This is a genomic window from Granulicella tundricola MP5ACTX9 (genome assembly GCF_000178975.2).
Taxonomy (GTDB): Bacteria; Acidobacteriota; Terriglobia; order Terriglobales; family Acidobacteriaceae; genus Edaphobacter; species Edaphobacter tundricola.
In genome coordinates, this window is the sequence record NC_015064.1 from 1055201 (window position 1) to 1069238 (window position 14038).

The following is a 14038-nucleotide window of genomic DNA, read 5'->3' on the forward strand; positions in this document are numbered from 1 at the left end:
TAGTGGGAGGGCAGTAACGGCTAAGTGGTGGCGGTTAGGGTGGGTTGGTCGGCGGCTTCGGAGTCGGACATGCTGGCTGGTCTTAGCTCGACTATGAAGATGGCTCCGGCGGGTTCGTGTTTTTCTGCTCGGATGGTGCCTTGATGTTCCTGGATGATTTTTGCGGCGATGGCCAAGCCTAAGCCGGTGCCGCGTTGCTTGGTGGAGAAGTAGGGGAGGAAGAGGCGCTCGCGCATCTCGTCCGTGAGGCCGGTGCCGGTGTCGGTGACGGTGAGCTCGATCATGCCGGAGTCGAGGAGGCTGGTGGTGAGGCGCATCTCGCGGAGGAGCGAGCCCTGCATGGCTTCTACGGCGTTGTCGATGAGGTTGCCGAGGGCGCGCTTCATGGCTTCGGGGTCGGCGAGGACGAGGGGAAGATCTTGTGCGAGTTTGAGGGTGAGGCGGATGTCCTGCATGCGGCCGGCGAAGAGGGCGAGGGAGTTTTCTACGATGGTGTTGAGGTCTGCGGGGCGGGGGGTTGCGGTGGGGAACTGGGCTAAGGCTGCGAACTGGTCTACCAGGCCGCGCATGGATTCGACCGAGGCTGAGATGACCTCGCTGCAACGACGGATGACGGCGATCGAAGGGGAGGTTGTGTTGGTTTCTTCGATGGTGGTTTCGAGGCGGTCGATGTGGCGGCCGATCTGCTCTGCGCTGAGGGAGATGGGGGTGAGGGGGTTCTTGATCTCGTGGGCTACGCGGCGGGCGACTTCTTTCCAGGCGCTTTGCTTCTGGGCGCGGAGGAGTTCGGTGGCGTTTTCGAGGACGATGACGTAACCGAGATGCTCGCGTGCGCCGGTGCGGTCTGCGCTGGTTTCGAGGAGGGCTACGGTGGCGAGTAGGTTGAGCGGACCGCTGGGGGAGGGCATCTCCATCTCGCCGGCGGCGGAGCCCATGCGGTGGCTGCGGCGCATGAGGCGGTCGAGCGATTCCATGAGGTCGGCGGGGAAGATCTCTTCGATGGCGAGGCCGCGGAAGGGCTGCTGGCCGCCGGGGTCCATCATCTCGGTGAGGGCGCGGTTGGCGAGGACGATGCGGCGTTCTGCATCAATGGTGGCCACGCCGTTGGGGATGGTCTGGAGCATGGTCTCGAGCTCGCTGCGACGGGCTTCAAGAGCGCTGTTGGCGGCGCTGAGGAGGGCGGTGGAGGCTTCAACCTGGGCGCGGCTGCCTTCGAGGTCCTGGGCCATGTGGTTGAAGCTGCGGACGAGGTCGCCTAGTTCTTCCGTGGCGATCTCCCGGACGCGGTGGCTGTAGTTTCCTGCGGCGATGAAGGCCATGGCGTCGGCGAGGGCTTCTACGGGCTTGGTGACCTGCTTGGAGAGATGAAGGGCCAGCCAGCTTGAGGCGAAGAGGGCGAGGCTGGTGATCATCAGCAGGAGAAGCATGTAGAGGTTGCGGACCTCTCGGCGGCTGCGGGCGAGACGCCAGTAGGCATCGGCTGCGGTGCGGAGGGAGGTCATGTTGGCGGACATGCCGGCGGGGAGGGGGAGGCCTACGACTACTGTTACGGCGGAGCTGCCTTTTTTGATGACGGCGGCGGTGCCGAGGGAAAAGTCGGACTCGCCGCTGGTGTACATGGGCTCGTCACTGCGTTGGGCGAGGGCAAGGATATCGGTGACGCGGGTGGGTTTGGGGACCGGACGGGCTGCGCCGGGGACAGGCTCTGATGTGGGGGGCTCGTCGTCGAGTTGATCGGCGTTGGCGGGGTCTGGGAGCCAGTCCTTTGCGCCGGGCTGGGCGGAGCCTTTGGCGGGGAGGTGGAAGACGGAGATGGGGCGGCCGTCCTGGAAGACGATGGCGAAGCCGCCCTGGAGGGTGATCTGGTGCAGGCTGAGGAGCTTGGTGATGGAGGTACGGTTGGCGGGGTTGATCGGGAGGAGTTCAGGGAGGGCGGAGGCGATGGATTCGGCTTCGACGCGGGCGTTGGAGGCGGTGTACTGGGCGAGTTGGAGGGCCATGCGGTTGGAGTTGTCGCGCATGGTGGTGACGGGTTGCGAGAACCAGCGCTCTACGGCGCGGTTCATCAGCAGGTAGCTGAAGGAGAACATGAAGGAGATGGGGACGAGTGAGACGAGGACCGCGCCCCAGAGCATGCGGGTGCGGAGACGGCTGCCCATGACGCGACTTTTCTGGTCTGCGTAGAGCTTGAGGACGTTGCGGACGAGCAGGAGTAGGACCGTAAGGAAGAGAAGGAAGGCGAGCGCGGAGAGGGCGGTATAGACGAAGATCTGCTCGGTTGTGGCGGGCTTGAGGAACTTGGGGTCCCAGGCGTTGAGGGTGACGAAGGCCGCAAAGAGCAAAAGGCCGCAAGCACCGAAGATGATGCTTGCGACCTTTCGTTGATGGGCGGTTGTGGTCATAAGAACCTAACGACAGGGCCTGGAGCCTAGGGACTAGAGCCTAAAAGATTAGACCAGGCCGGCGATCTGCTTCCAGCCGCGGTTCTGGGCCGTGGCTACGGCGCCGTAGGTGAGGGAACCGTTGTAGGTGTTGACGCCCTCTGCGATGCCTGCGTCTTCCTTGATGGCGGCCTGCGCTCCCATCTTGGCGAGCTTCATGACATACGGGAAGGTGGCGTTGGTGAGGGCGAGGGTGGAGGTGTAGGGCACGGCTGCGGGCATGTTGGTGACGCAGTAGTGGACGACGCCGTCTACGACGAAACTGGGGTCGGTGTGGGTGGTGGGGCGTGCGGTTTCAATGCAGCCGCCCTGGTCGATGGCGACGTCTACGATGACGGCACCCTTCTTCATCTTGGAGACCATGGCGCGGGTGACGATCTTGGGGGCTGCCGCGCCGGGGATGAGGACTCCGCCGATGACGAGATCCGCGGCACAGACGGCACGCTCGATGTTGTAGGAGTTGGAGGCGAGGGTGTGGAGACGGCCGGCGAAGATGTCGTCGAGCTCACGCAGGCGGTTGAGGTTCATGTCCACGATGGTGACGTGCGCGCCCATGCCAAGTGCGATCTTGGCTGCGTTTGTGCCGACGATGCCGCCGCCGATGATGCAGACGTTGCCGGGGGGCGTGCCGGGGACGCCGCCGAGGAGGACTCCGCGTCCGCCGTGCTCCTTTTCAAGGTAGGTTGCGCCGACCTGGACGCTCATGCGTCCGGCGACCTCGCTCATGGGGGTGAGGAGGGGTAGTCCGCCGGTGCGGTCGCGGACGGTCTCATAGGCGATGCCGGTGACCTTCTTTTCGAGGAGGGCGTCGGTGAGGGCAGTGAGCGGGGCGAGGTGAAGGTAGGTGAAGAGGACGAGGCCTTCGCGGAAGTTGCGATATTCGGACTCGACGGGCTCCTTGACCTTGACGACCATGTCGGCGAGACGCCAGACGTCATAGGCGGAGCCGACGATCTCTGCTCCGGCGGACTGGTATTCGTCGTCGGTGAAGGCGGAGAGGGCTCCGGCGTTGGTTTCAACGAGGATTTTGTGGCCCGCTTCTGCGAGCGCCTTGACGCCTGCAGGGGTTACGCCTACTCGGCTTTCATGATCCTTTACTTCCTTGGGTACACCAATGGTCATCGACACGAAGATCTCCTGAACTGGAACCTTGACGCCGGAGCTATTGCCCTGCGTGGTTCAACTGACATAAACAGCATAGCTGATGGGGCTGGAGGGGCGATTCTGTAGGGGAGCGGCGAAAGCCGTACAATAGCAGTAGAAACTTTGCTGTAGAGCACTTTTCGAAACTTCTTACATCTTTAATTGACTCCAGGGAACGATTCCAGCCGAATGTCTTCCAATAATTTTCAGATGCGTTACTCGCGCGTGCATAACATGCGCTCTCTGTTCAGCCTGTTCTCGTCCGATCTTGCGATCGATCTCGGGACGGCCAATACGCTTGTCTTCGCCCATGGTAAGGGCATCATCGTCAACGAGCCTTCGATCATCGCCGTGAACCAGATTACGGGTGAGGTTGAGGCCGTGGGCAAGGAAGCGAAGGAGATGCTGGGGCGGACGCCGGGCAATATCGTGGCGATCAAGCCGATGAAGGACGGGGTCATCGCGGACTTCAAGCAGACCGAGAAGATGCTGAACTACTTCATCCAGAAGGCGCATAACCGGAAGATGATGGTGCATCCGCGAATCGTGATCGGCGTGCCGAGCGAGATTACGCAGGTGGAGAAGCGGGCCGTTATGGACTCGGCTTACCGTGCGAAGGCTTCTGAGGTTCATCTGGTGGAGCAGGCGATGGTGGCGGCGATTGGGGCTGGGCTTCCCATTACGGAACCGGGCGGAAATATGGTCGTCGATATTGGCGGCGGCACGACGGATATCGCGGTGATCTCGCTGGCGGGCATTGTGTATTCGCGGTCGGTGCGTATGGCCGGCAACCAGATGGACGACGCGATCACGACGTACATCAAGCGGAAGTACAACCTGCTGATCGGCGAGCGGACGGCGGAACAGATCAAGATGGAGCTGGGTTCGGCGTTTCCGCTGGACAAGCCGCTGACGAAGACGATTACCGGGCGCAACCTGATTGAGGGCGTGCCGAAGACGATTTCGATCGACGACTCCGAGATCCGGGAGGCTCTGAGCGAGTGCATTGCGACGATCATCAATGGGATTCGCGTAGCCCTGGAGCGCACGCCGCCGGAGCTTTCCGCGGATATTTCTGATCGCGGCATCGTGCTGACAGGTGGCGGAGCGCTGATCAAGAATCTGGATAAGCGCATTCGCGAGGAGACGGGGCTGCCGGTTTCGGTGGCGGACGATCCTCTGGCGAGCGTGGTGCTGGGGACTGGGCAGATGCTTTCCAACTTCAAGCTGCTGCGGAAGATCTCGATCGACTAGTGGAAGTACAGAAAGCAGAAGCAAAGACAAATACTGAGGTTCTGCGCTTCGCGCAGAATGACGGGCCTCACTTTGGACGCATGACTCGGCTAGACTGGGTCATGCGTTTTTCTTTGGTGGTTGCGGGCTCTCTTCTTTGTGGTTTTGTTCAGGCTCAACAGGCTCTTCCTCCGCTGGGGATGCAGCCGGTGGTGAACCCGGACCATACGGTGACGTTTCACTATGTTGCGCCTGAGGCTACGACGGCTTTGGTTTCGATCGACGTGAGCAAGACGCCGTTTCCGATGACCAAGGATGCGGCGGGGGTGTGGACGTATACGACGGCTGTGCTGCCGCCGGAGATCTACGGGTATCACTTTGAAGTGGATGGGCGGATGGCGCTCGATCCGCATAGTGTGACGATCAAGGCTAGCTATACGTCGGTGGGGGATGGGTTTCTGGTGCCGGGCTCGCCGGCGCAGCCGTGGGAGACGACCGCGGTTCCGCATGGGACGGTGCATGTGCACACGTTCACGACCAAGGTGGTGCAGGGGCTCGAGGCGAACCAGGACTTTGTCTATGTGTATACGCCGCCGGGGTATGACGCGAAGGCGAAGACGAAGTATCCGGTGCTTTATCTGCTGCATGGGTGGTCGGATACGGCTGGAGGGTGGAGCACGATTGGGCAGGCGAATTACATCCTGGACAACCTGATTGCGGCGGGGAAGGCTAAGCCGATGATCGTGGTGATGCCGCTGGGGTATGGGGATATGAGCTTTGTGCGGTCGGGGGGCGGGGTTTGGCAGGACTTGGCGCAGATTGACCATAATGTAGCGCTATTTCAGCAGTCGCTGCTGACGGAGGTGATTCCGCAGGTGGAGGCGAATTATAAGGTTGCGCCGGGGCGGGATAACCGGGCGATTGCTGGGCTTTCGATGGGCGGGCTGGAGTCGGTGAGCGTGGGGCTGAAGAATACGGAGATGTTTGGGTGGGTCGGCGGGTTCAGCTCTGCTGTCCACATGTTGAAGCCGGAGGCGCTGGCGGGGCTGGATGCAAAGAAGGCGAACCTGCATCTGCTTTGGATTGCGTGTGGGACGTCTGACGATTTGATTGAGCCGAACCGGCGGCTGGTTACGGAGTTGAAGGCGGCGGGGATGCCGGTGACGGCTGTGGAGACTTCTGGGGCGCATACGTGGCTGGTATGGAGGGACAACCTGGTGACGTTCGCTCCGCTGCTGTTTCAAGGGAAGTAGACTTTTCCACTTGTTTGCCGACTCTCAGGCGAGCTCCAGAGCGTGTTAGGCTTACAACTTCTATGGCCTTTGCTCCCTTTGAACCTGCTCCTCTGAATCATGCGTCGATGGCTGAGATTGCTGCGACGCTTGGAACCTTTCCTCCCCTTCGCATTCCGCGAGTCAACCAGTATCCGGCAGGGCTTTCGTACTGGAGCGTCACTGAGCATGCCCAGAAGAATGGCGGCTATCCAGTGGCGGGCTGGAGCGTGGCCTGGAGTCCGGGGACGCTGATTTCCGCTAACGATCATTGCGTGTGGATGCGCGAGGATGGAACGCTGATCGACCTGATGGCGGCTAGCCCGGGGATGCAGGGATTTACGACGTTCCTCATGCTTGGGGACCAGATGGCGGCGGATGTGGATCTGCGGTATCCGGTGGTGAAGCCTAATTTCACGATCAAGTTGACGGACGCGCCTGAGCTGGTGGAGGCCGAGCGTCGCTATGAGCGCTGGCTTTCGTTGAATCTGAAGCTGCGGGAGATGCTGAAGAAGATGGGCTGGCAGTGGAATCCCGGGAGCGGGTGGTTCGGCGGGAACGAGTCAGTGGCCGCGGAGATGCTGGGGCAGCAGGTGTATGAGGCGCAGCGATCCTTCCTGGAGCTGAACGATTCGATCTATGAGGCGCCCAAGGGGTAGTTGCCAAGTTCATCAAGAAGCAAAGAAAAAAGACCGCCGGTGCGGTCTTTTTTCTTTGCTTCAGTGCGCGCGGGGCTCGACCAGGATGGGGACTTCCCTGGTGGGGCGGATGGTGAACTTGGGGGTGATGGGGACTGTTTGCTGGGTGGGGTCTGGGAGGGTGAGACGATGGTGCTGGAGGACGGTGGCTAGCATGAGGACGCCTTCAGTCCAGGCGAAGCCTTCTCCGATGCAGTAACGGGCTCCGCCGCCGAAGGGGAAGTAGGCGAATTTGGGGCGGGTGGCTTTGGCTTCGTCGGTGAAGCGGAGGGGGTCAAAGTGGGTGGGGTTGGGCCACCAGCGTTCGTCGTGGTGGACGACGAGTTGGGAGGCGATGAGGTGGGCGCCTTTGGGGATGAACTCGCCGGTGCGCATGGTGTAGTCCTGGGTGGCGGTGCGGGCTACGACCCAGGCGGGTGGGTAGAGACGCATGGACTCGGCGAAGAACATTTCGAGGGGCTTGAGGTTGGGGAAGTCGGCGGCTTCTGGTGGGCGGTCTCCGCAGACGTCCTTGATGACTTCGGCTAAGTGCTGCTGATGAGTTGTGTGCTTGGCTGCTAGCCAGAGACAGAAGGTAAGGGCGTTGGCAGTGGTTTCGTGGCCGGCGAGGAGGATGGTGAGGGCTTCGTCTCGGACCTGGCGATCGTTCATCTGGCCGGATTCGTCAGTGGCTTCCATGAGCATGCCGAGGAGGTCGTCGCCGAGGATGCCTGAGGCTCGGCGCTGGGCGATGATGCCGAAGATGAGGTCGTCGAGGGCTTTGAGGGCGCGCTTCATGCCGGGCATGGGGCCGATGGGGAAGCGCTCGAGGAAGGCTGCGCCGGGCAGGAGGGCGAAGGGGAGGTAGTCGTTGAAGGTGGCCATGGAATCGACGAAGGTCTGGATGCTGGCGTGGACATCCGAGCCGAGGAGGCAGCGGCTGGTGATGCGGAGGGTGAGGCGGACCATCTCGGCGTGGGCTTCTATCCCTCCTGAGGTGGGCCAGGCGGCGGTCATTTCCTGGGTGAGGCGGACGATCTCGCGGCCGTAGCCGGCGATGCGGGTGCGATGGAAGGCGGGGGCGGCTAGGCGGCGCTGGCGGAGGTGCAAGGGCTCTTCGCTGGTGAGGAGGCCGTCGCCGAGGATGCCGCGGGCGCGGCGGAGGACGACGCCGCGGAGGTGATGGGGGGCGTCGCGGACGAGCATGTCTTCTATTCGTTTTGGATCATTGAATTGAAATTGGCGGAAGCCGTTGGGGGTGCGGAAGGAGACGACGTCGCCGAAATGGGCGGCGTTTTGCTTGTAGAAGGCGGGGGAGTCGATGGCGAAGAGGGAGCCGTCGAGGATTCGGCGGGGGACGGATGGGCCGGGGGGCCAGGGTTTGCGGGTTGGCGAAGCGGGATTTTCTGGTGCCAAAGCGGTTTGCTTCCTCGCTACCCCTTGCGGGGTTTGTTGGGTGTGTTTACACCCTGGTGTTAGTAGACGCGATAATGGGTAGACGCAATGGAATCCTTTTTCTCCCGTTTCAAAAATCCGCTGGCCCTGATCGTGATCCTGCTGGTGCAGGCTGTCGCGCTGGGGGTGCAGATTCACAGGCCTACGGACCAGGCGAGCCCGGATGGGTCGCAGGTTCGGCTGCTGAGGCTTTGGGCGCTTTCGATTATGTCTCCGTTTGAGCGGGTCTCGACCGGGACGGGGCATGGGGTGCGTGGGGCGTGGTCGAACTATCTCGACCTGCGGCATGTGCGGCAGAATAACCAGGATCTGCGGCAGGAGATTGCGAACCTGCGGCTGCAGAGGGCAGCTCTGGCTGAGGATGCGCTCGAAGGGCAGAGGCTGCAATCGCTGCTGGGGTTTCAGCAGCATTATGTGTCGAAGACGGTGGCGGCGCAGGTGATCGGGACTTCGGGGACGGATCAGTCGCGGGTGCTGACGCTGGACAAGGGCGCACAGGACGGGCTGAAGCCGGATATGGCGGTGATCACGCCGGACGGGATCGTGGGCAAGCTGCGGGATGTGTTTCCGCATACGTCGCAGTTGCTGCTGGTAAGCGATCCGACGAGTGGGGCGGGAGTGATTCTGCAGGCGACGCGGATTCGGGCGATTCTGCATGGGAGTCCGCAGGGACGAATACAGATCAATAACCTGACGATCGATTCGCGGATCAAGCCGGGTGAGGTGGTGCTGACCTCGGGGGGCGACCAGGTGTTCCCGCGCGGGTTGCCGGTGGGGAAGGTTGAGTCGATGGTGCCGGACCCGGAGCATCAGCCGTATGCGCTGATCACGCTGAAGCCGGCGGCGAATCTGAACCAGTTGGAAGAGGTGCTGGTGATTACGGGGATCTCGCCGACGCTGGGCGCACAGACGCAGGAGGAGCTTGCGGCTGAGGCTGCTGCCCGGGCGGCGGATACCAGCGCGGAACGGCTGCCGGGGTTGAAGGCGGATAAGCCGGAGGCCGATCCGACCAAGCCTGTGGACCCGAACGCTCCTGCGGAGAATGCGCCGCCTCCATCCGATAATGCTCCGGGGCTGGTGCCGAAGCCGAAGCCTGTGGTTCATGCGGACCGGTTTACGTATGGGTCGCCTGCGGCTGCGGCAGATCTGACGCCGGGAGCACCGAAGAGTGATGCTGTTCCGGTGCCTCATGAGACCGCGCCGAAGGCCGATGTGCCTGCGAAGCCCAAGGCTGCGCCGAAGAGCGATGCTGCCAAACCTGAGGCTCCCAAGCCGGAGCAGGAGATTCCACAGTAATGGCGACACGTTCCTATACCTCGCGGCGGGAGCTCGAGGAGTATCACTTCAGTCCGTTTGTGACGGTGCTGGCCCCGCTGGTGCTGATCTTTCTGCAGGCTTACCTGCCGAAGGTCTTTCCGCGGCTGCTGATCCTGGATCTGCCGCTGATTGCGGTGATCTTCTTTTCGGTTTCGCGGAGGAGTCCGATTGCGGGGAGTCTGACGGGGGCGGCGATCGGGTTGTTTCAGGATCTGCTGACACATCAGCCGATCGGCGTGAACGGGATGGCGAAGACGGTGATCGGGTATGCGGCTTCGAGCATCGGGGTGCAGGTGGATGTGGAGAACCTGACGACGCGCATCCTGATGAACTTTGCGTTCTCTCTGCTGCAGTCCGTGCTGCTGTTTTTGATCAACCGGAACCTGCTGGGAGTGCATGGGTACAAGACGCAGTGGGTGCATGAGTTGATCCGGGCGGGGATCAATACGGGCGTGGCGATTCCGCTGTTTCTTGTTTTGGACAGATTCAAACAGCATGAGTAATTCAGTGCGCTTTCAGGTGCATTGCTTCGTCTAAACTTTGATCAGTTATGGAAACCAACTCCTCCTCCCTCCGCGACCGCGAAGAGAAGCTTAGCCCGGTGAAGCTGCACGCGGCGCAGTATGCGATCGTCGTGATCCTGGTGGTGCTCGTCTCCGGGCTTTGGAATTTGCAGGTTCTGGGCGCGGAGAACTACAAGGCGGCGGCGGAGGCGAACCGGATTCGCAAGGTGCCGGTGCTGGCGCCGCGGGGACGGATCTTCGACCGGGAAGGCCGGCTGATCGTCGATAACTATCCTTCGACCTCCTGCTACCTGCTGCGGGAGCAGGTGAAGGCTGGGGATATCCCGGTGATTGCGGCGGGGCTTCACCTGACGGTGGACCAGATTCAGGCGACACTGAAGCACTTCCAGACGGCTCCGAAGTATCAGCCGATTCCTCTGAAGCAGGACATTACGCCGGATGAGCAGGCGTTCATCGAAGCGCATAAGAACGAGCTGCCGGAGCTGGATACGATCGACGAGCAGCGGCGGCTGTACCCACGGGATGGGTTTGCGGCGCACCTCGTCGGGTATGTGGGTGAGGTTTCTGAACAGATGCTGGCGAACGATCCGCGTTACGCAGCCTACGATCCTGGTCAGGTTGTCGGCCGGTCGGGGGTGGAGCAGACTTACGATGCTCTGCTGCGGGGTGAGGACGGGTATCGCGAGGTTATTGTGAACTCGCACGGCAAGGAGGTTGGGAAGCTGGGGCAGAAGCTGGCGGTGCCGGGGCAGGATCTGAGGCTGTCGATCGACCTGGATATTCAGCGGGCGGCCGAGCAGGCGCTGGAGGGTAAGAACGGCGCGATCGTGGCGATGGACCCGCATACGGGCGAGATCATCGCGATGGCTTCACGGCCGACCTTCGATCCGAACCAGTTTTCCGTGCGGCTGACGCAGAGCTATTGGTCCTCCATTCTGAATAATCCGAATCATCCTCTTTTGAATAAGGCGATTCAGGCGCAACTGGCTCCGGGGAGTACGTTCAAGATCATCATGAGCGTCGCCGGGCTGCAGGAGAATGTGGCGCAGGACCTGAAGGTGAACTGCCAGGGTGGGGCTTCGTTTTACGGGCACTTTTATGGGTGTGACCGGCATCATGGGGGTGTGAACATCAACACCGCCATTCCTTACAGCTGCGACACGTTCTACTACACGCTGGCGTACAAGCTGGGGATCGACAAGATCGCGCAGTACGGGCGTGAGATGGGGATCGGGCAGAAGACCGGGATCGATCTGCCGGAGGAGGCTGCGGGGATCATGCCCTCCGAGCAGTGGAAGATGAAGAACTATCACCAGAAATGGTTCGCGGGGGAGACGATTTCTGTTGGGATCGGGCAGGGGGCGGTTACGGCCACTCCCCTGCAGTTGCTGCGGGCGTTGAGCGGTATTGCTTCCGGCGGCGTGTTGCGGTGGCCGCATGTGCTGCTGCCGGGGCAGGTGCCGGCGGAGATGCAGAATGCGGTTCGGGATACCTTTCCGGGATCGGGTGAGAAGACGATCCCTCTGTCTACGGAGAACTGGCAGTTGATCACCGATGCGATGGCGAATGTGACTTCTAGTCCGATTGGGACGGCTTACCCGGCGCATTTGGAGGGGATCGACTTTGCGGGGAAGACGGGGACGGCGGACGTGGTGAGCGGGCGGCAGAAGGGCAGTAAGAACAAGGACACGCTGCCGAATGCCTGGTTTGTGGGGATGACTCCTCGAAGGAATCCGGACTTTGCGGTTGCGGTGCTCTGGGAGCACGGTTATTGGGGGAACAACTCGGCTCGGCTGGCGGCTCAGGTGATCGATGCTTATGTGGAGAAGCAGCGGGCTAAGGACCATAATCTTAGGACGGTTGAGGCTGTGAAGACGCCTGAGGCTGCTCCGGAGAAGGCTGCGGTTCCGGTGGTTCCTGCGGGGCAGTAGGGTGGTTCGGGCGAAAGGATACACTGTCCAGTTCTGAGTGGTCAGTTTTGAGTTGTGAGTTAAGCGGGTTGAAGCTATGCTTCAACCCGCTTCTGTTTTAGCGTTTGAGGATTGGCAGGTTGTGGTCTGGGTCGATGATGGCTTGCTTGAGGGGGCTGGTGGTTTCTACTGCCAGGGGGTAGACCGTCTTCTGAATCCAAGTTTCTGCGGGCAGGGTGACGCGGCGTTTGGTGCCGTCCTCGAAGGTGAGTTCGACGACCGCGGGGAGGACCAACTGGCCTCGGTTTTCTATGGTGACGGTGGCTCCGGTGGGGGTGGGGTCGATTTTGGTGACGGCGAGGTCCAGCTGCCAGTTGTTGAGGTACCAGCCGCGCCAGAAGTAGCTGAGGTCTTCTCCGCCTTCGCTTTCCATGGCTCGGAAGAAGTCTGAGGGGCTGGGGTGCTTATAAGCCCAGTCCGCGATGAACTTGCGGAAGGCGAAGTCGAAGCGCTGGGGGCCGAGGATGTCGTCGCGCAACAGGGTGAGGCCGAAGGCGCTCTTGAAGTAGGTGATGGGGTGGCGGTACTTTTCCTTGATGGCGTCGGCGCGGGTGAGGATGGCGGGGGCTGCGGGGTCGGCGATGACTTTGGCGATCTCGTCGGCGGGGTGGCCGCCGCCGGGGGCGTACTCGCCGTCACGCTTGGGGCCGTAGACGCCGTTGGAGAAGTCGTCGGACTCGAAGATATCGATGAAGGTGTTGAAGCCCTCGTCCATCCAGGCGTTGCGGCGCTCGTTGAAGCCGACGATCATGGGAAACCAGGAGTGGCCGATCTCATGGGCGGTGATGAAGAAGAGGACCTTGCCCTTGTCGTCGATGCCGTCGAAGAGGATGCCGGGGTACTCCATGCCTGAAGACGGGCCGGCTACGTTGATGGCGTTGGGCCAGGGGTAGGGGAACCAGCGGGCGGAGAAGCGCTCGACGGAGTCCTTGAGGTACTCGGTGGAGCGGCCCCATGCGGGTTCGCCGGCGGACTCAGCGGGGTAGTAGCTCATGGCGAGGGACTTCTTGCCGCCGGGAAGGTTCATCCTTGCGGCGTCCCAGAGGAAGACGGCGGAGGCGGAGAAGGCGACGTCGCGGGTGTTCTCCATCTTGAAGTGCCAGGTTTTGGTGCCGGTGCCGGTTGGGGCGGCTGCTTCTTCGAGCGTGCGGATCATGACTGTTTTGTCTGAGGCGCGGGCCTGGTCGAGGCGCTTGAGTTGGGTAGGGGTGAGGACTTCTTTGGGGTTGACGAGTTCACCGGAGCCGGCGACGACCATGGCGGCGGGAACGGTGACGGAGTAGTCGAAGTTGCCGTATTCGAGGTAGAACTCGTTGGCGAGGTAGGGTTGGGTGTCCCAGCCGTGGAGGTCGTCGAACACGCACATGCGGGGGTACCACTGGGCCATGTCGAAGATGGGGCCGGCCTTGGCGTCGCCCCAGCTCATGCGGCCGCCCCACTTCTCCGGGATGGTGAAGTGGTACTTGATGTGGACCTTGGCGACGCCGTTGTGGGCGAGGGGGGCGGCGAGGCGGACCTGGACGCGGGTGTCGGAGACGACGTAGTCGGCCTTCTGGCCGGCGACTTCGACTGTATCGAGGACGTCTCCGTCGGTGCTCTGGGTGCGGGGGATGCCGCGGCGGCCACCGGCGGCGGGGGCGGAGCGGGCGTCCTTGCGGTAGGTGTTCTGGTCGAGCTGAATCCAGAGGCTGGTGAGGGCGTCGGGGGAGTGGTTGGTGTAGGTGATGACCTCGTCGCCGGTGAGGACCTTGGCGGCGGTGTCGATGGAGGCGTGGAGTTCGTAGTCGGCGCGGTTCTGCCAGTAGCTGGGGCCGGGGGCTCCGTTGGCGGAGCGGTAGGCGTTGACGGGGTCTGGCAGGGTGAGGGGAGCGAAGGTGACGAGAGGATCGTAGGCCGGGGTTTGTGCGCTGGATGACAGTGCTAAGAGGAAGGCTAGACCGGACAGGATCTTCTTCAAGATTTGGGGCTCCTGGTTCAAGGTGGTGGGGCTGGTTGAGTTGAGTGTAG

10 protein-coding genes are annotated in these 14038 nt (G+C 62.0%); 6 read left to right on the plus strand and 4 right to left on the minus strand.

Going from position 1 to position 14038, the window contains the following annotated elements; genetic code table 11:
* Positions 1-20: 20 nt before the first annotated feature.
* Positions 21-2402: a sensor histidine kinase gene (locus ACIX9_RS04410; RefSeq protein ID WP_013579275.1), complete on the minus strand. Its 2382-nt coding sequence runs from the start codon at positions 2400-2402 to the stop codon at positions 21-23.
* A gap of 48 nt (positions 2403-2450) precedes the next feature.
* Complete coding sequence (ald, locus tag ACIX9_RS04415) at positions 2451-3563, minus strand: alanine dehydrogenase (RefSeq protein WP_013579276.1); 1113 nt, start codon at positions 3561-3563, stop codon at positions 2451-2453.
* 210 nt (positions 3564-3773) lie between these two features.
* Here ald and ACIX9_RS04420 point away from each other — a divergent pair, with 210 nt between their 5' ends.
* The 3 genes from ACIX9_RS04420 to ACIX9_RS04430 all read left to right on the plus strand — a co-directional run bounded on the left by ACIX9_RS04420 (position 3774) and on the right by ACIX9_RS04430 (position 6747).
* Entirely contained in the window at positions 3774-4838 is a 1065-nt protein-coding gene (locus ACIX9_RS04420) for a rod shape-determining protein (protein WP_013579277.1), read from the plus strand.
* Positions 4839-4939: 101 nt separating this feature from the next.
* A complete protein-coding gene (locus tag ACIX9_RS04425) occupies positions 4940-6070 on the plus strand; it encodes an esterase (protein WP_041597416.1) in 1131 nt (376 codons plus the stop codon).
* Positions 6071-6177: 107 nt separating this feature from the next.
* Positions 6178-6747 (plus strand): hypothetical protein, encoded by a 570-nt coding sequence (locus ACIX9_RS04430; protein WP_157477300.1) that lies wholly within the window; start codon positions 6178-6180, stop codon positions 6745-6747.
* Between the two features lie 60 nt (positions 6748-6807).
* Here ACIX9_RS04430 and ACIX9_RS04435 read toward each other — a convergent pair whose 3' ends face one another.
* Complete coding sequence (locus tag ACIX9_RS04435; protein WP_013579280.1) at positions 6808-8181, minus strand: cytochrome P450; 1374 nt, start codon at positions 8179-8181, stop codon at positions 6808-6810.
* Positions 8182-8268: 87 nt separating this feature from the next.
* Between ACIX9_RS04435 and mreC the strand changes: the two genes are divergently transcribed.
* From mreC to mrdA, 3 genes are read left to right on the plus strand one after another with little or no spacing between them, the layout of a single operon-like run.
* On the plus strand, positions 8269-9516 hold the full coding sequence (gene mreC / locus ACIX9_RS04440; RefSeq protein ID WP_013579281.1) for a rod shape-determining protein MreC: 1248 nt from the start codon (positions 8269-8271) through the stop codon (positions 9514-9516).
* Complete coding sequence (mreD, locus tag ACIX9_RS04445) at positions 9516-10040, plus strand: rod shape-determining protein MreD (RefSeq protein WP_013579282.1); 525 nt, start codon at positions 9516-9518, stop codon at positions 10038-10040. The genes mreC and mreD overlap by 1 nt, the downstream gene beginning before the upstream one ends.
* Before the next feature lie 47 nt (positions 10041-10087).
* Positions 10088-11992 carry a penicillin-binding protein 2 gene (gene mrdA / locus ACIX9_RS04450; RefSeq protein ID WP_013579283.1) on the plus strand — a complete coding sequence of 635 codons (1905 nt, stop codon included), beginning with the start codon at positions 10088-10090 and terminating at the stop codon, positions 11990-11992.
* 97 nt (positions 11993-12089) lie between these two features.
* Here mrdA and ACIX9_RS04455 read toward each other — a convergent pair whose 3' ends face one another.
* Positions 12090-13988: a M1 family metallopeptidase gene (locus tag ACIX9_RS04455; protein WP_013579284.1), complete on the minus strand. Its 1899-nt coding sequence runs from the start codon at positions 13986-13988 to the stop codon at positions 12090-12092.
* Positions 13989-14038: the final 50 nt, after the last annotated feature.